Source organism: Actinocrinis puniceicyclus, from assembly GCF_018283645.1.
GTDB lineage: Bacteria > Actinomycetota > Actinomycetes > Streptomycetales > Catenulisporaceae > Actinocrinis > Actinocrinis puniceicyclus.
Map to the genome: position 1 here is coordinate 1 of NZ_JAGSXH010000111.1, position 18,689 is coordinate 18,689.

At 71.6% G+C, this 18,689-nt stretch carries 16 protein-coding genes; 1 reads left to right on the forward strand and 15 read right to left on the reverse strand.

The window, feature by feature from the left end; genetic code table 11:
• Nucleotides 1–5: 5 nt before the first annotated feature.
• The 3 genes from KGA66_RS23145 to KGA66_RS23155 all read right to left on the reverse strand — a co-directional run bounded on the left by KGA66_RS23145 (nucleotide 6) and on the right by KGA66_RS23155 (nucleotide 1,352).
• Complete coding sequence (locus KGA66_RS23145) at nucleotides 6–725, reverse strand: helix-turn-helix domain-containing protein (RefSeq protein ID WP_211470570.1); 720 nt, start codon at nucleotides 723–725, stop codon at nucleotides 6–8.
• A 151-nt stretch (nucleotides 726–876) separates the two neighbouring features.
• The gene (locus KGA66_RS23150; RefSeq protein ID WP_211470571.1) at nucleotides 877–1,131 is read right to left on the reverse strand and encodes a hypothetical protein; all 255 of its coding nucleotides are present in this window, start codon (nucleotides 1,129–1,131) and stop codon (nucleotides 877–879) included.
• 59 nt (nucleotides 1,132–1,190) lie between these two features.
• Nucleotides 1,191–1,352, reverse strand: coding sequence for a hypothetical protein (locus KGA66_RS23155; RefSeq protein WP_211470572.1), 162 nt, complete (start codon nucleotides 1,350–1,352; stop codon nucleotides 1,191–1,193).
• A gap of 230 nt (nucleotides 1,353–1,582) precedes the next feature.
• On the opposite strand from KGA66_RS23155, the gene KGA66_RS23160 reads away from it, so the two are divergent.
• Nucleotides 1,583–2,557 carry a helix-turn-helix transcriptional regulator gene (locus KGA66_RS23160; RefSeq protein ID WP_211470575.1) on the forward strand — a complete coding sequence of 325 codons (975 nt, stop codon included), beginning with the start codon at nucleotides 1,583–1,585 and terminating at the stop codon, nucleotides 2,555–2,557.
• A 19-nt stretch (nucleotides 2,558–2,576) separates the two neighbouring features.
• Here KGA66_RS23160 and KGA66_RS23165 read toward each other — a convergent pair whose 3' ends face one another.
• The 12 genes from KGA66_RS23165 to KGA66_RS23220 form a co-directional block, all read right to left on the reverse strand.
• A complete protein-coding gene (locus KGA66_RS23165; RefSeq protein ID WP_211470576.1) occupies nucleotides 2,577–3,050 on the reverse strand; it encodes an Rv0361 family membrane protein in 474 nt (157 codons plus the stop codon).
• Nucleotides 3,047–3,808 carry an SDR family NAD(P)-dependent oxidoreductase gene (locus KGA66_RS23170; protein WP_211470578.1) on the reverse strand — a complete coding sequence of 254 codons (762 nt, stop codon included), beginning with the start codon at nucleotides 3,806–3,808 and terminating at the stop codon, nucleotides 3,047–3,049. Before KGA66_RS23170 ends, KGA66_RS23165 begins: the two co-directional genes overlap by 4 nt.
• A gap of 99 nt (nucleotides 3,809–3,907) precedes the next feature.
• Complete coding sequence (gntD, locus tag KGA66_RS30450) at nucleotides 3,908–4,915, reverse strand: guanitoxin biosynthesis L-enduracididine beta-hydroxylase GntD (protein ID WP_211470581.1); 1,008 nt, start codon at nucleotides 4,913–4,915, stop codon at nucleotides 3,908–3,910.
• A 3-nt stretch (nucleotides 4,916–4,918) separates the two neighbouring features.
• Complete coding sequence (locus KGA66_RS31190; protein ID WP_211470583.1) at nucleotides 4,919–5,128, reverse strand: MbtH family protein; 210 nt, start codon at nucleotides 5,126–5,128, stop codon at nucleotides 4,919–4,921.
• 14 nt (nucleotides 5,129–5,142) lie between these two features.
• The gene (locus tag KGA66_RS23185; RefSeq protein ID WP_211470585.1) at nucleotides 5,143–6,240 is read right to left on the reverse strand and encodes a class I SAM-dependent methyltransferase; all 1,098 of its coding nucleotides are present in this window, start codon (nucleotides 6,238–6,240) and stop codon (nucleotides 5,143–5,145) included.
• The gene (locus KGA66_RS23190; protein ID WP_211470587.1) at nucleotides 6,237–7,007 is read right to left on the reverse strand and encodes a HalD/BesD family halogenase; all 771 of its coding nucleotides are present in this window, start codon (nucleotides 7,005–7,007) and stop codon (nucleotides 6,237–6,239) included. The genes KGA66_RS23185 and KGA66_RS23190 overlap by 4 nt, the downstream gene beginning before the upstream one ends.
• On the reverse strand, nucleotides 6,979–7,842 hold the full coding sequence (locus tag KGA66_RS23195; RefSeq protein WP_211470589.1) for an alpha/beta fold hydrolase: 864 nt from the start codon (nucleotides 7,840–7,842) through the stop codon (nucleotides 6,979–6,981). The genes KGA66_RS23190 and KGA66_RS23195 overlap by 29 nt, the downstream gene beginning before the upstream one ends.
• Nucleotides 7,843–7,846: 4 nt before the next feature.
• Complete coding sequence (locus KGA66_RS23200) at nucleotides 7,847–9,790, reverse strand: RiPP maturation radical SAM C-methyltransferase (protein WP_211470591.1); 1,944 nt, start codon at nucleotides 9,788–9,790, stop codon at nucleotides 7,847–7,849.
• Nucleotides 9,778–10,401: a flavin reductase family protein gene (locus KGA66_RS23205; protein WP_211470593.1), complete on the reverse strand. Its 624-nt coding sequence runs from the start codon at nucleotides 10,399–10,401 to the stop codon at nucleotides 9,778–9,780. Before KGA66_RS23205 ends, KGA66_RS23200 begins: the two co-directional genes overlap by 13 nt.
• Before the next feature lie 65 nt (nucleotides 10,402–10,466).
• Nucleotides 10,467–12,020 (reverse strand): tryptophan halogenase family protein, encoded by a 1,554-nt coding sequence (locus tag KGA66_RS23210; protein WP_211470595.1) that lies wholly within the window; start codon nucleotides 12,018–12,020, stop codon nucleotides 10,467–10,469.
• On the reverse strand, nucleotides 12,017–12,229 hold the full coding sequence (locus tag KGA66_RS23215) for an MbtH family protein (protein ID WP_211470597.1): 213 nt from the start codon (nucleotides 12,227–12,229) through the stop codon (nucleotides 12,017–12,019). Before KGA66_RS23215 ends, KGA66_RS23210 begins: the two co-directional genes overlap by 4 nt.
• Nucleotides 12,216–18,686 (reverse strand): non-ribosomal peptide synthetase, encoded by a 6,471-nt coding sequence (locus tag KGA66_RS23220; RefSeq protein WP_312887039.1) that lies wholly within the window; start codon nucleotides 18,684–18,686, stop codon nucleotides 12,216–12,218. Before KGA66_RS23220 ends, KGA66_RS23215 begins: the two co-directional genes overlap by 14 nt.
• Nucleotides 18,687–18,689 lie beyond the last annotated feature (3 nt).

Sequence of the window (18,689 nt, forward strand, 5' to 3'; positions counted from 1 at the left end):
GCCCATCACACCCACCCCCGCCGGGCCGCGCGCACACCCGCCTGGAACCGGCTGCTGGCGTCGAGATCCGCCATCAGCGTCGCGACGCGGCGGGCGAACGTGCGCTTGCTCATGTGCAGCCGGATCGCGGCCCGATCGTCGGTGAGCCCGGCGCTGAGCACTTCGAGCACCTCGTCGCGGCAGCCCTCGCCGGGCAGCTCGGCCGCGCGCCGCGCCGCAAGCGCCCACATCGCCTCGAAGGCGGCGGCCAGCGAGCCGGCCAGCACCGTACTGCGCACCCTCGTCGCCCATCCGGACGCCGGAATATGCGGTCCCTGATACGGCAGGTACACCACCGAGCGGTCCCGCACCGCCACGAAGTGCGGCAACTCCTGCACGGCCTCGAGCGCCACGCCGTCGCGCACGAGGCCGTCGAACGCCGGCCGCTGCGGAAGACCGGTCGGCACGTACAGCACGCGCACGTCGACCCGGCGCCGCGCCATCGCGGCCAGCACCTCGGGCGGCACCGCGCCGTCGAGCCCGCCCGGCACCGGGCCGGGCGCCAGCAGTGAAAGTTCCCTGCGGGTGAGCTCCTCGATCTCCGCGGCCAGCAGTTCGGTCGGCAGTTCGGAGATGTGCGCCGGGCGCTCCTCGCGGCGGGCCACCGCACGCGGCAGCGTCGGCCAGCCAGCCTCCGGGACCGGCCCGGCCTGCGGCGGCCGGACCCGGACATCGACTTCAGTCACTTGAACACCCCCACCATCGGCGGATCGCGCAGGACCGGGACGCGGCGCGACGGCGGACCGGCGCTGACCGCGGGCCACGCGGTCGGCGGGTCCGGCATACGAGCGAGACAATTTCTGGAAAACGGCCGGGAAAGCGCGGAGAATACCGCGGCTACAGTCCCGGATCCCGTATCAGCTCCCAGCCGTCGATGATCTCGACGAGCCGGTCGCACAGCCCTAGAAGGCATTTCTGAGCCTGAATGTGGTCTGCGATCGAGATATAAGCGCCGATCCACAACAGTCCGGTGCGTTCAATGACCTTGATGTGCTCGACCCGGTCCTGAGCGGTGAGGATCCCCCACAGCAGCTCGCGCAGCGTCTCCGGCGTGAGCTCCGTGCGGTCCGCGCTCGTAGGTACCAGGGTCATCGTCGCCAGCAGCACGGTTTTGTCCGATCCGAGGGTGCACAGTGCGGTGCATGCGGCGGTCAGGCGGTCGCGGTCGTGGCGGGCGTCTGCACCGGCTGCGCGCCGCTCCACTCGAAGCCGCCGGCCCGGGTGCTGGAGGCTCCGTGCACGGCGCCCAAACCGATGATCAGCGCGGCGAGGACGGAGACGATCGAAGCGGCGGCGGTCTTCTGGAAACCCATGGCATTAATTCCTGTCTTGAAGTCTTGTCAGATTTTTTGTTTCTTTCTTTCTTGAGGGCCCCTCGGTATCAATCATCGGCTCGGCCGCCGCGCCGGGTCAACGAAACGACGCGTCGTGAACCCGACTGTCGGATTCACGCCAGGGCCGGTGCGGGAGATCGCCGCCTCCGGGGGCTTGCCGGTCCGGGGCGGGTCTGAGACCGTATCCGAACTAGGAGGGGGCCGCGTGTATGTTCGAGTCCTTAGGTCTGTCCAAGACGGCGGAGCTGGTGTATCGCGCCATGCTGAGTCAGCCCGCCCTGGGTGTCGCAGAGCTCACCGCGCACACCGGCCTGTCCGCGGAGGAGATCAGGCAGGCGCTCGACAGCCTCGCCGAGATGGCGCTGGTGCGCTCGTCGTGGCAGGCGCCGGGGCTGCTGCGGCCGACCAGCCCGCAGGTCGGGCTCGCGGTGCTGATCGCCCAGGCCGAGGCGAAGATCGCCCAGCGACAGCAGGAGATCGAGGCCGCCCGCGCGGCCATCAGGGTCCTGGCCGAGACGCACAGCAGCCACCTGCGACGCGATGAGCTGATCCGATGGGAGGAACTCGACGGCATCAGGGTGCGACTGGAGGAGCTGGCCACCTCCGCGTGTACCGAGTGCCTGTCGTTCAGTCCGGGGGCGGCGCACAAGCCTGACGCGATGGCGGCGAGCAAGCCGCTCAACCAGCTGGCGCTGGAGCGCGGGGTCAGCATTCGCGCCGTCTACCAGGACAGCTTCCGCAACGACCCGCAGACGCTGGCCTACGCCCGGTGGTTCTCCGAGCTCGGCGCGCAGACCCGCACGGTGCCGACGGTGCCGTTCCAGATGGTCATCGTCGACCGGGAGATCGCGCTGCTGCCAAGCGATCCGGGCGACCCGCAGACCGGCGCGATCGAGGTGCACAGCCCCGGAGTCGTCGCGGCGCTGTGCGTCATGTTCGAGCACGTGTGGGCGACCGCGACCCCGTTCGGCACCGCCGCTCAGACCGATGTGCACGGGCTCGAACCGCAGGAGCGTGAACTGCTGCGGCTGCTCGGCGACGGGCACACGGACGAGTCGGCGGCGCGGAAACTGGGCCTGTCGGTGCGCACCATCCAGCGGATGATGGCCGACCTGACCAGCCGCCTGGGTGCGGAAAGCCGCTTCCAGGCGGGGGCCAACGCGATCAGGCAGGGATGGCTCTAGTGTCCCGCGCCGGACGGGATCAGTAGGGCGAGCCGCAGATCCGCCAGTGCGAGCCGTCCTTGGCCAGCGGGACGAGGCGCGCCTCGCTGGAGCCGTCGGTGAAGGTGACGCGCACGCCGACGGTTCCGGTCGTACCCTTCACGGTGCGGTTGACCCGCAGCTCGCCGGTCAGATCGTGCCCGGCGGGCCGGTGCGCGGCGGTCTGCTGCGCGAACTGCTCGGCCGTGTACTGCCGGCGGTTCCCTGCGCAGAGCAGGCCGTATGCGTCCTCGTACTTCCCGCTCTGCAGATCGCCGAAGAACGCTGAGACGGTGTCCCGGGCCCGGGTCGCGTCCTTGACCGTACGGGCGAGCAAGACCCCTGCTACTGCCAGGACGGCCACCACTGCGACGATGACTATGGCCAGCACGCGGATCACCCTACCCCTGCGGCCCGCGCGCCGGGGCCCGCCGGCGTCGGTGGAAGTGTCGATGTGGTCGATGATGTCGGTCATACGGTGGCTCCTGGTGCGTTGGTGAGGACGTCGCCGAAGACCGCCGTGGTCGCCCCGGCGGTCTCGGCTCCGTCGATGACGAGTTCCTGCCCGGTGAAGAAACTCGCGACGGGCGAGGCGAGGTAGTGGAACGCCTCCGCGATCTCGGCCGGATCGGCGTGCCGGCCGGCCGGGATGCTGCGGTTGACCTCGTCGAGCATCTGCGGTGTGTACTCGGCGAGCTGCATCGGGGTGAGCACGGCGCCCGGGCTGACGCAGGCCACCCGGATGTGCGGGGCCAGTTCGAGCGCGAAGGTGCGGCACAGCGCCACGATCCCGGCCTTGGTCGCGTTGTAGTCGGCGTAGAGCGGGTAGCCGCGCGAGCCGTTGACCGAGGCGGTGGCCAGCAGCACGCCCTGCCGCCTCGGCACCATGATCTCGGCGGCGCACCGCCAGAGGCCGAGCACGCCGAGCAGGTTGACGTCCACGATGCGGCGGGCGTCCGCCTCGGTCAGCTCGAGTACGCCGTGCCGGATGCTGATCCCGGCGTTGGCGACGACCACGTCCAACCGGCCGGTGTCCTGCGCCGTGCGGGCGACCGCGGCCCGCACAGCGGCCCAGTCGGACACGTCCGCCTCGATCCAGCCGACCGCCGGGTGCGCCCCCGCGCCCGGCGGGCGCAGGTCGAGGTTCACCACCCGGTCGCCGGCCTCGGCGAAGCGGCGCGCGGTGGCCAGGCCGATCCCGCTGGAGGCGCCGGAGACGACGACGGTGCGCATTCGCAATCCTCCCTCGCTTGTATTCGAGCTCGCTTATCAGTGTGCGGTGTCATGGTGCCGTGCCGGGGTTGACGCCTCGGCACGTGCTCCGGGCGCTGTTCAGATCAGGACACGCGGGCTGCGCGCGGACGGGGATCCGTTGTGCACGCGCAGATTGCGGCTGACCGTCAGCTTCTTGAGCCACCGGTCGGTGCCGTCGTAGCGGGCGCTGAACGGGCGCCGCCCGTGCACCGCGAGGTAGTTGTCCACGACCAGCAGCGAGCCGCGCTCCACCACGATGTCGAACTGCCGGTCCTCCAGCTGCGCCATCAGCGCCGCCAGCGCGCGCCCGGAGACCGGGTCGTCGCCGACACAGCGCGTGAACGGCAGGTCCACCCGCAGGTACGGGTTGGCCGGATCGCCGAACAGCACGGCCACCGGCTCCGGGTCCTCCACCATCTGCCGGACCAGTTCCAGCGCCGGGTTGCCGGGGTCCCGCAGCGCCAGCTGCCGCACGTGCTCGTCGTCGGGCAGGATGTGGAACCGCCGCCGGCTCAGCACCCGCACATGCTGCGCGCTCAGCCGCACGTCGCGGACCGAGGCGACCGTGGTGGCCACCTTGTCCTCGTTGCGCACGCCGAACAGCAGCAGATAATCGCAGCGGTGCGGGTGGAATCCGTCCTCGGTGTGGAACTCCAGCAGCGAGTCGCTGCTGTGGCCGTTCTGCCGCAGCTCGTCGCCGGGAATCGGGACGATGTTCTGGATCATCCGGGACGCCTGGAGCGTGGACCAGGTGAAGGGCTCGCCGAGCGCCATGCCGCACAGCGCGAGGTAGACCTCGACCTCGCGCGCGTGCGGCGTGCGCCCGCCGTTCGCCCAGTGCGCCGGAGTCGGGCCGACCTTGGCGTCGTCGATGGGGAGGCCGTACACGGTGCACGCGGCCGCGGGCTCGGTGCGGCGGAACTCCTCAAGGAAGCCGCGCAGCCCGGCCGGCAGTTGCTCGCGCAGGTCGTGGCGCAGGTCGTAGAACTCCGGCTCCCCCGGATCCTGCGCCACCCGCCCGGCGAGGTCGAGGATCTGCTCGACCTCGCCGGTGCCCAGCTCGTAGCTGGGCCAGTCGGCGGACACCGCTCAGTCCCCCATCGCGCGGGCGAGACCGGCCGGGCGCATGTCCGTCCAGTACTCCTCGATGTACGCGAGGCAGGCGTCGCGCCCGGCCCCGCCGTGGACCACGCTCCAGCCGGACGGCACGTCGATGTCAGCCGGCCACAGGGAGTACTGGCGCTCGTCGTTGACCAGCGCGAAGTACTCGCGGTCAGCGTCCTCGAAGGGGTTGGTCACCTTCCCGGCCCCCCTCAGTCCGCGAGGGCGGGGGAGACGGACGGCCGCAGCTCGAACAGGATGCCCGAGGGCGGCGCGGTCACCGGGTGCTCGGCCACCAGCTCCCAGCCGGCGGCGCGGAACGCGCCGAGCCACTCCTCGCGGCTGGGGATGTAGACGCCCATCAGCGCGTGGACCAGCTCGAAGCCGAGCGTGAAGATGGTGGTGTCCGGCCCGGGGGCGCCGGGCGTGCGCACCACGTCGCACAGCAGCAGGCGCTTGGCGTTGGGGAAGGCACGGCGCAGGTCGGCGAGCCCGTCGACGCAGCGCTGCATGGGCCAGAAGTCGTGGCCCATGAACACGCAGGTGATCACGTCCACGTCGGCGAAGCCCGGGTCCTCGGGCAGGTTGAGCACGTCGCCGCGCACGATGCGGATGCGCTCGTCCATGCCCGCCTCTGCGATGGAGTCGCGGGCGAGGGTGACCGCCCCCTGAGCGATGTCCACGCCGATGCCGCGCGCCTGCGGGTTGCGGTCGGCGACGCGCAGCAGCCGCTGGCCGGAGCCGCAGCCCAGGTCGGCCATCGTGGCCACGCCGAGCCCGGCGAGCAGCTCGTCGAACAGCGGCTCGACCTCGGTGTCGCCGATCAGCCGCGAGCCGATCGCGACGGCGCGCATGTCCCTGTGGAAGAACTCGCCGACGCGGCGGTCGCGGTAGGCCACGTCGGGGGCGGTGGCGAACAGCTCGCCGCAGCCGCGCACGAGCCAGTAGTAGTAGCCGCGGGCGGCGTACACGTCGTCGAAGCGCGGGCCGGCGACGGCCTTGTCGCCTTCGACCTCGACGACGCCGGCCCAGCCGAGGGCGACCAGCAGGCCGCGCACGACGCCCGGGTCCAGCTTGTCCCCGGCCATGTCGCCGATGGCGATGACGCGCTCGGCGTTGAGCAGGTCCAGCAGGCCGAGCTCGTGCGCCGCCGACAGGGCGGTCGTGACGACGTAGGAGGAGAACAGGTCCGCGGCGGGCCCGGTGGTGAAGACGGGCCGGTAGGCGGTGACGGCGTTGCCCGCGACAGCGTGCTGCGCGGCGCTCTCGAAGGCGGTCGCTTCGAAGACGCCTGCTTCGGTGATGGTCATGACGCACTCCTCGTTTTCGCTTCTTCGCGGATTTCTGCGGACCACAGCTCGTCCATGGTTTCGTGGGATATCTCCCGCTCGAGATCGGCGGCGGAGGCATATCCCATGTTGATGATCGTGCGGATTCCGGAGGAGACCGGATAAACGCGGTGCAGCGTGGTGTCCGTGCGCATCAGGTAAAGGTCGCCGGGAACCAGTTCGAAGGAATAGGTGGGGCCGGACAGCAGCGCCCGGTTGATGGAGGGGTTCTGCTTGTCCCAGGTGGTCCCGGGTACGCACTGCACGAATCCGCCGTTGTCGGCCGGCGGGCTGTCGATCACCCAGACCAGTGCGAAGGCGTAGTCGTCCCAGTGCCAGCCGTGGGTGTCGCCCGGGTTCTCCAGGCGGGTCGCCACGTACTGCTCCGGCTCGTACGGGCAGGGCAGCACCGGTTCGCCGACGATCTCGGTCAGCAGCGCGGTCAGCGCCGGCGAGTCGTAGACGGCGGGGATCAGTTCGCTGACGGCGGCGATCTCGTCCCGGCGGGCGTTGTACATCCGGCGCGGGGTGTTGCCGGTCGCCTTGAATCTCAGGTCGCGGCGGGTGCCGACCTCGTCCAGCACGGCGCGCACCTCGCGCGCGACCGCGTCCTTGAGCCGGTCGGGCACGACGAAAGGGATCTTCGCGAATCCGTAGGCGGCGAAACCCTTGCGAGCCTGCGCGATGAGCATCGGATCGACCTCGTGTTGACCGAGGCCGTCAGGTTCGGGTTTTCGCGGGGAACTCATGTGCCCTCATCCTCCGTTCGTCGTGGATTGTGGAAATGCCGTCCAGAAAGTCGAGCAAAAGGGCGTTCACGGCGTCGGGACGCTCGAGATAGCCGAAATGGCCGCAGCGTTCGACCAGTTCGTAGCGGCAGCCGGCGATGGCGTCGGCCACCTCGCGGTTGAGGTGCGGCGGGGTGATCAGGTCGTCGGCGAAGGCCAGGACCATGCATCGCGCGGCGATCGTCCGGTAGGCGCCGAGCCGGTCCCCGATCGATTCCAGGAGCGTCTGCGCGCGCAGCACCTCGAGCGGCGGCGGGAACAGCTCCAGCAGGTCCAGCCAGGTGCGGACCGCCGCCTCGTCGTTGAGCGTGTGTGGCGAGAGGCTTTGCAGGGCTTTCGCCGTGGCCGTGTACAGCGGGGGCGGTTGGACGCCGCTCGCGTAGAGCCGCGCCTCGGCGTCGGCGAGGGCGGTGCGGAAGGCGTCCTGCCGGCCGCGGGTGGCCATCAGCACGGCGCTGGCGGCCAGTTCGGGATGGGCGACCAGTACCTCCTGGACGACGTGCGCGCCCATCGAGGTGCCGATGAGGTGCGCCCTGCCGCCGCACACGTACCGGATCAGCCCGACGACGTCTCCGACGATGTCCTCGACGGTCGGTTTGGGCGCCCCGTATGCGAGCGGTGCGATGCCCCGGTTGTCGAAGGTGATGACCCGGTAGCCGGCCCGCACGAGAGCCGGGACCTGGTGCAGCTCCCACACGTGGCCGGGGCTGCCGGTGCCCATCACCATGAGTACGGGTTCGCCCTCGCCGTGTTCCGAGTAGCCGATCTTCACGCCGTCGACCGAGACGAGCGGCATCGCGCTACCCCCGTACCGGTTCCGGCACGCCCGCGGGGCGGGCCGGCGCGATGGAGAGCAGCTTGCTGCCGCCGACCACGGTGCGGCGCGGACGCGGCATCGGGTCGACTGCGGTGTCGGCGAGCGCGAGGTTCATCGCCCGCTCCCCCTCGACGAAGACCAGGCCCTCGGCGCGCAGGCGCTCGAGCGATCCGGACACGTCGGGGTGGTCTGGCAGCTCGCGGGGCAGGTTGTCGATGCGGACCGGCCGGTCGAGATGCAGCAGCAGCCGCGCGTCGTCCCGGTCGAGGACGTGGCGGCGCAGCTGTCCGGAGCGCGAGTCGGCAACGGTCCAGTTCTCGCCGTCCCGCTCCAGGCGCAGCACCGGCCGCTCGGCGCCGTCCTGCCACCGTTCCCGCCACCGCGCGAGGGCTTCGCCGAGCGGGCGCAGCCAGGTGGCTGCGGACACCGCGTAGGCCGAGGCCTTCTGGTCGGCGAAGTAGTACGCCAGCTCGCGCAGCGCCGCGGGGCCGAAGGGGTAGGTCAGCCGGTAGTAGTCGACGGGTTCGAGTTCGAGGCCGTATTCGGCCGCGTTGTTGAAGTAGGGGCTGTAGCGGTCGAAGCGGACCGGGTAGCAGCCCTGCGGCGGCGGCAGGTGGACCAGCAGCGGCAGGTCGCGCAGGTACTTCGCGTACGTGGACTCCGCCTCGCCGGGGAAGCCGATCAGCAGGTTCCACACCGGGCTGATCTCCAGGCCCACGGTGTTCTTGAGGAACTGCAGGTTCTGGAAGGCGGAGGTGCCCTTGCGCATCAGCTTGAGGGTCGCGGTGGCCAGCGCCTCGATGCCTGGCTGCACCACGGTGACCCCGGCCTGCGACATCACCGCCATGTCCTGCTGGTCGAGGCCGACCTTGACCTCGTAGAAGACCGAGGCGCCCTGCGGCGGGTCCAGCTTCGGGAACACCTCGGTGAGGTAGTCCATCGGCATGATGTTGTCGGTGCAGCAGTACTTTGTCGCCCAGGGCGCGTGGTCGAACAGCCACTCGAACTGCCGCAGCGCGTTCTCCGGCGACATCGCGCGGTAGGCCATCGTCTGGCCGTTGAGTCCGCAGAAGGTGCAGTGCGCCCGCTCGCCCCACCAGCAGCCGCGCGAGGTCTCGAAGAACAGCTCGGGCTCGACCCGGGCGGTGCGCGCGGAGGCGTTCATGCGGTCGAAGGACTCCTTGAACGCCGAGTAGTCCGGGTCGAAGTAGTCGTCGATGTCCCGGCCGGCGCCGATGGCCTTGCGGTAGCGCCGCTCGTGGCAGTTGCGGCGGGTGACCACGCCGGGGATCTCGTGCGCCCGCTCCAGGTCGCCGTCCAGGAACGCGCGCAGGAACTGCGGGAGGGTGACCAGCGCGGGACCGGAGAAGACGAAGTCCGCCTGCGGGGCGTGCTCGGCCAGGACCGCGCCCATCGGGGCCTCGCAGTTGGCGCCGCCCATCAGGGTGATGATGCCGGGGTCGCGCTCCTTGGCCAGCTGCGCCATCGCCAGGCTCGGCACGTTCTGGGTGAACATCGAGCTGAAGCCGAGCAGGTCGGCCTCGGCGAGGCGGTACTTGTCCGCGAGGCTGTCCATGAAGTCGCGCAGGCTCTCGCGCCGGGACAGGATGCGGCGGCGCAGTGGCGCGCGGTCGGGTCCGGGGAAGTAGCGGGCGAGGTACTCCTCGGCGTTGTCGGGCAGGCCGGGGAAGGCGATCTGACGGAACATCCAGTCGCCGAGCCCGGCGATGTGGAACTCGTTGTCGCCCGCGATCGCGTCGTAGTCGGCCGGGCCGAAGAAGCGCACGAAGTCGTGGTTCAGGTAACGGATCCTGACCTCGAACTGCCCGGGGAACTCCCGCCCGACCAGCGCGGACAGCTGGCTGAGCGCGAACGAGGGGCGGCGCCGGTCGGCGAAGGGCATGTTGACGAGCATCAGCTCACGCACGTCGGCTCCTCCAGGTTGTCGGGCTGCCAGGCGGCGAAACGGCGCAGCCCGTAAAGCAGCGGGGTGTCGGGGGTGTACAGGACCTCGGCGACCCGGCCGACCACGAGCGCGTGGTCGCCGACCGTGCGCAGTTCGGCCAGGTCGCAGCAGGCGAATCCGAGGGTGTCGTCGGTGAGCCGCGGCACGCCGTCGCGGCCGTGCGGCTCCCAGGCGACGGCGCCGAAGCGGTCGGGCCCGGGCGAGGCGAAGACCTCGGCGGCGCGCCGGCCCCTGGCGTGCAGCAGGTTGACGCCGAAGGCGCCGAGGCCGCGGATCGCGGCCAGGGTGCGGCTGTGCAGCCCGATGCACACCAGCAGGGTGGGCGGTGCGAGGGTGACGCTGGTCAGCGAGGAGCAGGTCAGGCCGAACGGCTCGCCGTCCGCGGCGGCGCTCGTCACGACCGCGACTCCCGTGGGGAAGCCGCTCATCAGCCCGCAGTAGGCGTGCGCGAGCTCGGGTGCGGTCAGGGCCGCGGGCGGTGTCGCCGCTGTCGCGGCGGTGGCGATTGCCGTCACCGGGGCGCCGCGGCCGCGGCCGGCGGCGTCTGTCACGACGTTGATCACGTGGTTCACCTCGGATCCGTCCCGCCGCCGTGGCCGCCCCGTCCGCGAGATCGGACGGGGGGCCGCGGCCGGGATCAGTCGGCTGGGTCGATGCGGTTGATGCTGTCCAGGTACTCGCGGCAGCTCGGCAGCGCGGCCACCAGCCGCTGCGCGTCCGCGCGCACCGCGGACAGTTGCGCCTTCGCCCGGGCCGGATCGATGTGCGCGAGCGCGGGGCGCGGGCGGGCCGGGGTCCAGCCGAGACCGAGCAGCATCGTGTTCCAGGAGTAGGGCTCGAAGCCGTGGTAGTAGGGGTAGACCGTGGACTCGTCGAGCAGGTGCGCCGCGGCGGCCTCGAGCCGGTCGGCCAGACCGTCGGGGATCTTGCGCAGCTTGGTCTCCCGCCAGTACGGCGTGTCCGCGCGGTCGGTGGCCCGGTAGTGCAGGACCAGGAACTCCTTGACCCCGTCCACGACCCGGGCGACCTTGTCGTTGTAGCTGCGCACGAGCGCCGGGTCCCAGCGCTCGTCCGGGAAGTGCTTCACCAGCTGCTCGATGGCGTGCTGGATGAAGAAGATCCCGGTGGACTCCAGCGGCTCGACGAACGCGCTCGAAAGGCCGACCGCCACGCAGTTGGCCGCCCACGAGCGGTGGTTGCGGCCGATGCGCATGCGCACGTGGTTGGCCGGCAGGTCGTCCTGGCCCGGGGCGGCGAACGCGCGCAGGGTGCGCTCGGCCTGCTCCGGCGTGCAGAACTCGTCGGAGTACACGTATCCGGTGCCGATGCGCCCGTAGAGCGGTATGGTCCAGATCCAGCCGCAGTCCACGGCGGTCGCGCGGGTGTACGGGTCCATCGGCGTGGCCGTGTTGTCCTGCGGCACCCGCAGCGCGACGGCCCGGTTGTTCGGCAGCACGTCCTGGAAGGAGAGGAACGGCTCGTCAAGGGTCTGATTGATCAGCAGGCCCCGGAACCCGGTGCAGTCGACGAACAGCTGCCCGGCGATGTCACCGTGCTGCCGGGTCGTGACATGGGTGAGCCATCCGCGCTCGTCGCGGCCGACGTGCAGGACGTCGTCGACGACGTGGCGCACTCCGCGCTTCGTCCCGATCTTGGTCAGGTAGCGGGCGAGCAGCGCGGCGTCGAAGTGGTAGGCGTAGGGGAACTGGGCGCGCTGCTCCTCCAGGGTGGAGCGGCCGAGTGAGCCGTCGAGCCCCGAGGCGAACAGGCCGCCGCCGAGAAGCCGCGGGGAGCGCCGCGCTTCGCACAGGTGCGGTGTGATGAACACGTCGCGGTCGAAGCTCTCGGTGCCGCCGAGCCGCAGGCGCCATTCGGCCAGGCTGAAGCCGTCAGACCCGCGCAGCCGCTCGAAGGGGTGGTAGAAGTGCCCGCCGTCGCCGCGCCAGTTCTGGAAGCGGATCGCCAGCTTGTACGAGGCCGAGCAGTGCGGCATCCACTCCTGCTCGTCCAGGCCGAGGTAGTCGAAGAAGTGCCGGACGGTGCTGAAGGTCGCCTCGCCCACCCCCACGGTGGCGATGTTCTCCGACTCGACCAGGGTGACCGAGACGCGGTCGCCGAAGGCGGTCTTCAGGTAGGAGGCGGTCATCCAGCCGGCGGTGCCGCCGCCGACGATCACGACGTCGCGGATCACGGCGCGCCGCCGATCCGGGCCGCGCCGCGCACGCTCAGCGGCCGCATGTCGGTCCAGACCCGGTCGACGTGGTCCAGGCACTGCTCGCGGGTGCCCTCGGTGCCCTCGTCCAGCCAGCCGGGCGGGTTGTCCCGGTCGGCCCACCAGAGCGAGTACTGCTGCTCGTGATTGAGGACCACCTTGTAGCGCTGCGCTTCATGCTCTGCCATCGCTCTGCCTCTCTGTCGGTGTGGCGGATTTCGCGGCCGGCGCGGTCCCCGGCTCCCGGACGCCGCGGCCGAGCCGCTCGCGCAGGACCGGGCCTATCCCGGCCAGCGCCTGCGGACGCGTCATCAGGTCGTGTTCGCAGTCGATCTCGCGCACGTCGGTGCGGCCGTCCACGAAGGCCCGCCACACCTCGGCGGGGTCCTGCGCGGTGTCCCAGGTGCGCGCGGCCACGAACAGCACCGGGTCGCCGCGGAAGCGGCCCGGGGTGAACCGGTCCATGGCCCGGGCGTTGTTGATCACGACCCGAATCAGGGAGCTGATGAGTTCGGGTTCGAGCCCGTCGATTCCGGCATCGGCATCGGCATCGGCGCCGTCGCCTTCGCCTTCGCCGGACCGCGCCGCTGTCTCGATGTCCGTTCCGTTGCCCGGCCCGTTGCCCGGCTCGGTGTCCGTCCCGTTGCCCGGCTCGGTGTCCGTGGCCGCGCCGGCGTCGTCGCGGCCGCCGCCGAGGGAGTCCAGCAGCAGCTGGCGCGCCTCCTGCTCGGTGTCCACGGCGGCGTCGGCCGCCTCGCCGGCGGGGTAGCTGTCGAGCAGCGCGAGCAGTCCGACCCGCTCCCCCGCGTCCTGAAGGCTGGTGGCCATCGCGTGCGCGACGAGTCCGCCGAAGGACCAGCCGAGCAGGTGGTACGGCCCGGTCGGCTGCACCTCGCGGATGCGCGCCAGGTACTCGCGCGCCATCTCCTCGACGCTGCCGGGCAGATCGCCGCCCTGCACACCGCGCGCCTGCAACCCGTAGACGGGCCGGTCCGGGCCCAGCTCGCGCAGCAGGCCCGAGTAGCACCAGCTGACCCCGCCCACCGGGTGCACGCAGAACAGCGGCGGCTCGCTTCCCGCGGGGCGCAGCGGGATCAGGACGTCGAACGGGTCGCGCTCACCGCCCTCCAGCGCCTCGGCGAGGGTTTCCGGGGTGGGGGTCTCGAACAGGTTGCGGATGCTGAGCTCGACCCCGAGTACCTGGCGCACCCGGGCCACCAGCCGGGCGGCCAGCAGCGAGTGCCCGCCCAGCTCGAAGAACCCGTCCTGCACGCCGACCCGCTGCACGCCGAGCACCTCGGCGAACAGCGAGCACAGCGCCGCCTCCCACGGACCGCGCGGGGCGCGTCCCGTAGAGCCGGTCAGCACGGGCACGGGCAGCGCGCCGCGGTTCAGCTTGCCGTTGGCCGTCAGCGGCAAGGCGTCGAGCACCACGAAGGCCGACGGGACCATGAATCCGGGCACCTGCTCGGCGACGAAGCGGCGCAGGTCGGCCGGGTCGAGCGTGGCGCCTTCCGCAGGGCACGCATACGCGACGAGACGCTTGTCCCCGGGACGGTCCTCGCGCACGACCACGACCGCGGGGCCGACGCCGGGGGCGCGCGCGACCACGGCCTCCACCTCGCCGAGCTCGACCCGGAAGCCGCGGATCTTGACCTGGTCGTCGGCCCGGCCGACGAAGTCGAGCACGCCCCCCGCGCGCCAGCGCGCCAGGTCCCCGGTGCGGTACATCCGCGAGCCCGGTGCGCCGTAGGGGTCGGCCACGAACCGCGAGGCCGTCATGCCCGCCCGGCGCCAGTACCCGCGGCCGAGTCCCGCGCCGGCGACGTAGAGTTCGCCGACGCCTCCCGGCGGCACGAGCTGAAGGTGTTCGTCGAGCACGTACAGCCGGGAGTTCTGGATCGGCCGGCCGATCATCGGGGCGTCGCCCTCGGTGTCGCGGAACGACGCGGTGTCGTTGGTGCACTCGGTCTGCCCGTAGAAGTTGTGGCCCGCGGTGTCCGGCGTCTCGCGCATGGCGCGCCACAGCGCGTCACTCACCGCCTCGCCGCCGACCATCACGACGGTCGGGTGGTGATGCCCGTCGGCGAACAGGCCGGAGGCGACGAGTTGCTGCATGAACGCGGGCGTCAGATCCAGGAAGCCGATGCGGTGCTCGCGGATGTAGCCGACGAGCGCCTCGGCGTCGCGCCGCACGAAGTCGTCGATGACGTGCAGTTCGTTCCCGTCCACCATCCACAGCAGCGAGTCCCAGGATGTGTCGAAGGTCAGCGGCGCGGTGAAGCCGATGCGCAGGCGGGATCCGCCGGCCGCCGCGACCTCGGGCCGGAAGAAGGTGTTGCGGTGGCTCCAGTACAGGTTCACCAGGCCGCGGTGCTCGATCACGGCGGCCTTCGGCCGGCCGGTGGAGCCCGAGGTGTAGATGACGTAGGCCGGGTTCTGTGGACGCAGCGGCTTGAGACGCTCCGCGTCGGTGAGCGGGTGGCCGGCCAGCCCCGAGGTCGGCTCAAGGTTCTGAGTGTCGAGAGCCAGGGTGGGTATGCCGAGGTCCGGCAGGGCGGCCAGGGCCGCCTGCGTGCCGAGCGCGAGGACCGGTCGGGCGTCGTCCAGCATGAAGGCGAGCCGGTCCGCGGGATAGTCCAGGTCCAGCGGCAGATAGCAGCCGCCGGCCTTGAGCACGGCCAGCACGGCGACGACCATCTCGGCGCACCGGGGCACCGCGAGCGCGACGACGCGTTCCGGTCCGACGCCTCGCGCCACCAGGATCCGCGCGAGCCGGTTGGCCCGCGCGTCGAGCTGGGCGAAGGTCATCGTCAGACCATTGAAGTAGACGGCCGTGTCGTCGGGAGTCAGCGCACTGCGTTGTTCGAAGAGGTCCGGTAGGCACACCGCCGGCGCGGGCGCGATCTGTCCGGTGCCGTCGGCCAGCAGTGCGGCGCGCTCGTGCGCCGCGAGGATCTCGAGCCGCCCGATCGGCGTCCCGGGCGCGGCGGCGGCCGCGGCGAGCAGGCGGATCAGCCGTGCGCCGATGGTCTCGACCGTGCCGCGGTCGAACAGCTCGGTTGCGTATTCGAGGTATGCGTTGATGCCTCGCGGGGCGCCGTCCGGCGCGTAGTCCTCGAACACGTCGAGGCACAGGTCGTGATCGGCGCCGCCCTGGTGGATCGGTTCGAGCGTCCCGGCCAGTGCGGCCCGGCTCAGGTCGGGCGAGGCGTTGTTCTGGAAGACCAGCATGACCTGGAACAGCGGCGAGCGGGCCAGCGACCGGGCCGGGTTCAGCGCCTCGACCAGCCGCTCGAAGGGGACGTCCTGGTGCTCGTAGGCGGCCAGGTCACGCTCGCGCACCCGGTCGATCAGCTCGCCGAAGCCGGGGTTGCCCGAGGTGTCGGTGCGCAGTACCAGAGTGTTGATGAAGCAGCCGACCAGGTCTTCCAGTGCGCCGTCGGTGCGTCCGGCCACCGGCGTGCCGATCGGGATGTCGGTGCCCGCGCCGAGCCGGGTCAGCAGCGCGGCGATGGCGGCCTGGAAGACCATGAACAGGCTGGCCTTGCGCTCGCGGCCGAGCGCGAGCAGGTCACGGTGCAGGTCGGCGTCGAGGGCGAGGGGGACCGTGTCGCCGCGGTGGCTGGCCACCGCGGGCCGCGGCCGGTCCGTGGGCAGCGGCAGCTCGTCGGGCAGTGCGGCCAGCGTGTCGCGCCAGAAGGCGAGCTGACGGGAGACCTCGCTGCCCGGGTCCGATTCCTCGCCGAGCACGGTCCGCTGCCAGAGCGCGTAGTCGGCGTACTGCACCGGCAGCGGCGTCCAGTGCGGCGCGGCGCCGGCGCGGCGGGCCTCGTAGGCGGCGGTCAGGTCGCGGGTGAGCGGGGCGAGCGAGGCGCCGTCCGAGCCGATGTGGTGCATGACGAGCAGCAGCACGTGCTCTCGGGCGGCGAGACGGAACAGGTGGGCGCGGAAGGGCCGTTCGGCGGCGAGGTCGAATCCGCGCCCCGCGGCGTCGGACAGCACGTGCGGCAGCGCGGCCTCGGTGACCGGGATCCGGGCGAGTCGCACCGGCTCGGGCGGCAGGATGAGCTGGTAGGGGACGCCGTCCGCATCCGGGAACACCGTGCGCAGCGCCTCGTGGCGTTCGACGAGGTCGCCGAGCGCCGCAGTGAGCGCTTCGAGGTCGAGCGCGCCGGTCAGCCGCAGCGCGAATACAGTGTTCTGCGATGCGTCGGCCGAGCCGTCCATCTGGTTGACGAACCAGAGCCGGTGCTGTCCGAAGGAGAGCGGGATGCGGTCCGGCCGCGCGGCGGGCCGGATCCGCGGCCGCGGCTCCCGGGGCGCCGTGCAGACCTCGAGCACGGCGGCGAGGGCTTCCGGCGTGGGGGCGTCGAACAGGTCGCGGATGCTCAGCTGCGCCCCGAGCACCTGCCGCACCCGCGTGACGAGCCGCGTGGCCAGCAGGGAGTGTCCGCCCAGGTCGAAGAACCCGTCCTGCACGCCGACCCGCTCCACGCCGAGCACCTCGGCGAACAGCGAGCACAGCGCCGCCTCCCACGGACCGCGCGCGTCGCGCCCCGCCGAGACCTCGGCCTTCGGCGCCGGCAGTGCGCGCCGGTCGAGCTTTCCGTTCCGGGTCAGCGGCAGCGATTCAAGCAGCACGAACGCGGAGGGGACCATGAACGCGGGCAGCTGTTCGGCCGTGTACCGGCGCAGCCCGGCCCGGTCGAGCGTGGCGTCCTTCGCAGGGCACACATATGCCACGAGGCGCTTGTCGCCGGGACGGTCCTCGCGCACGATGACCGCCACCCGCCCGACCGCGGGGAAGCCGGCGATCGCGGCCTCGATCTCACCCGGTTCCACGCGGAATCCGCGGATCTTCACCTGGTCGTCCGCGCGGCCGACGAACTCCAGGTCGCCGCCGGGGCGCCAGCGCACCAGGTCTCCGGTGCGGTACATCCGCGACCCCGCAGCGCCGAAGGGGTCCGCGACGAACCGTGACGCGGTCAACGACGCGCGCCGCCAGTACCCGCGCGCGAGTCCCGCGCCGGCCACGTACAGTTCGCCGACGGTGCCGGGAGCGACCAGGCCGAGTCCGCCGTCCAGCACATACAGGCGGGCTCCGCGGATCGGCTTGCCGATGAGGGGCGTGAAGGGTCCTTCGGCCGGGTCGTACGGACGGGACGCCGCATCGACGGTCGTCTCCGAGGGCCCGTAGGCGTTGACGAACCGGCGTCCGGTGGCCCAGAACCGCGCGACGTCGGGTGCGCAGCCCTCGCCGCCGGTGATGATCGTGCGCAGCGCCGGCAGCGGCCGGCGCGGCAACGTCGCGAGGATGGCCGGCGGGATGTGCACATGGGTGACCTCGCGATCCGCGAGAAGGGAGTGCAGCTCCTCACCGGACACTGTGGACGGCGCGACGACCAGGCAGCCGCCGGCCAGCAGCGCCATCGACCACTCGGCTACCATCACGTCGAACCCGGGCGAGACGAGTTGCAGCACTCGGGCGCCGGGCGCCGCGCCGTGCCGCTCGACCTGGTTCGCCGCGAAGCAGGCCATGCCGGTGTGGGTGACGACGACGGCCTTGGGCGTGCCGGTGGATCCGGAGGTGTAGATGACGTAAGCCGGGTTCTGCGGATGCGGATGCGGACGCGGACGGTGCAAGGGCTCAGGGTCGGATGATTCCGGGTCGCACAGCTCGTCGGCGAAGTCCGGATCGTCGAGGACGAGCACGGGGACGTTCGCGTCGGGTAGCGCGTGCGCGGTCTCGGATGAGGCCAGGATGAGTGCGGGCTCTGCGTCGGCGAGGACGAAGCGCAGCCGTTCCTCGGGGTACGCAGTGTCGAGCGCCAGGTACGCGCCACCGGCCTTGAGCACCGCGAGCAGCGCCACGACGAGGTCGGTGGAGCGCGGCAGCGCGAGCGCGACCACGCGCTCCGGACCGACACCGCGCACGGCCAGGGCCCGCGCGAGCCGGTCGGCGCGCGCGTTCAGCTCGGCGTAACTCAGCGTGCTGCCACTCGCGTCCTCGACCGCGGGCGCCGCGGGAGTGGCGGCGACCTGGCGCTCGAACAGCTCGGGAACGGTCCGCGCGGGCAGCCGCTCGCTGGTCTCGCTCCACTCCTGGAGCAGGCCGCGCTCCGCGGCGCACAGGACGGCGAGCTTCTCGACGGGCAGTCGCGGTGTGTCCGTTACGCCGCGCAGCAGCAGCACCAGCCGATCGGCCAGCGCCTGGACCGAGGGCGCGTCGAAGAGGTCGGTGGCGAAGTAGAGCTCGCCGCTCAGCCTGTCGCCGCTGTCGTGCAGCATCAGCGCCAGGTCGAATTGGAGCGCGGACAGGTGCAGGTCCTGGCGGGCTACCTCGATCCCCTCCAGGGGCGGCGGCGCGGCGTGATCGTCCGCCGAGGTGTAGGCGAACATGACCTGGAAGAGCGGGGAGGTGGAAGCGTCACGCACCGGGTTGAGCCGCTCAACCACGTGGTCGAACGGAGCATCCTGATGCGAGAGCGCCCCCAGCACCACGGCACGCACCCGCTCAAGCACCTGCACGAACGACGGATCACCGGACAGATCCGTACGCAACACCACCGTGTTGACGAAGAACCCCACCAACCCCGACCACTCCGCCCGGCCCCGACCCGCCACCGGCGAACCCACCGCCACATC

Excerpts from the sequence above, each read along its gene's own strand:
- KGA66_RS23150 (WP_211470571.1), bottom strand. The coding sequence starts at position 1,131 with ATGACCCTGGTACCTACGAGCGCGGACCGCACGGAGCTCACGCCGGAG.
- KGA66_RS23155 (WP_211470572.1), bottom strand. The coding sequence starts at position 1,352 with ATGGGTTTCCAGAAGACCGCCGCCGCTTCGATCGTCTCCGTCCTCGCC.
- KGA66_RS23160 (WP_211470575.1), top strand. The coding sequence starts at position 1,583 with ATGTTCGAGTCCTTAGGTCTGTCCAAGACGGCGGAGCTGGTGTATCGC.
- KGA66_RS23165 (WP_211470576.1), bottom strand. The coding sequence starts at position 3,050 with ATGACCGACATCATCGACCACATCGACACTTCCACCGACGCCGGCGGG.
- KGA66_RS23170 (WP_211470578.1), bottom strand. The coding sequence starts at position 3,808 with ATGCGCACCGTCGTCGTCTCCGGCGCCTCCAGCGGGATCGGCCTGGCC.
- KGA66_RS23185 (WP_211470585.1), bottom strand. The coding sequence starts at position 6,240 with ATGACCATCACCGAAGCAGGCGTCTTCGAAGCGACCGCCTTCGAGAGC.
- KGA66_RS23190 (WP_211470587.1), bottom strand. The coding sequence starts at position 7,007 with ATGAGTTCCCCGCGAAAACCCGAACCTGACGGCCTCGGTCAACACGAG.
- KGA66_RS23195 (WP_211470589.1), bottom strand. The coding sequence starts at position 7,842 with ATGCCGCTCGTCTCGGTCGACGGCGTGAAGATCGGCTACTCGGAACAC.
- KGA66_RS23215 (WP_211470597.1), bottom strand. The coding sequence starts at position 12,229 with ATGGCAGAGCATGAAGCGCAGCGCTACAAGGTGGTCCTCAATCACGAG.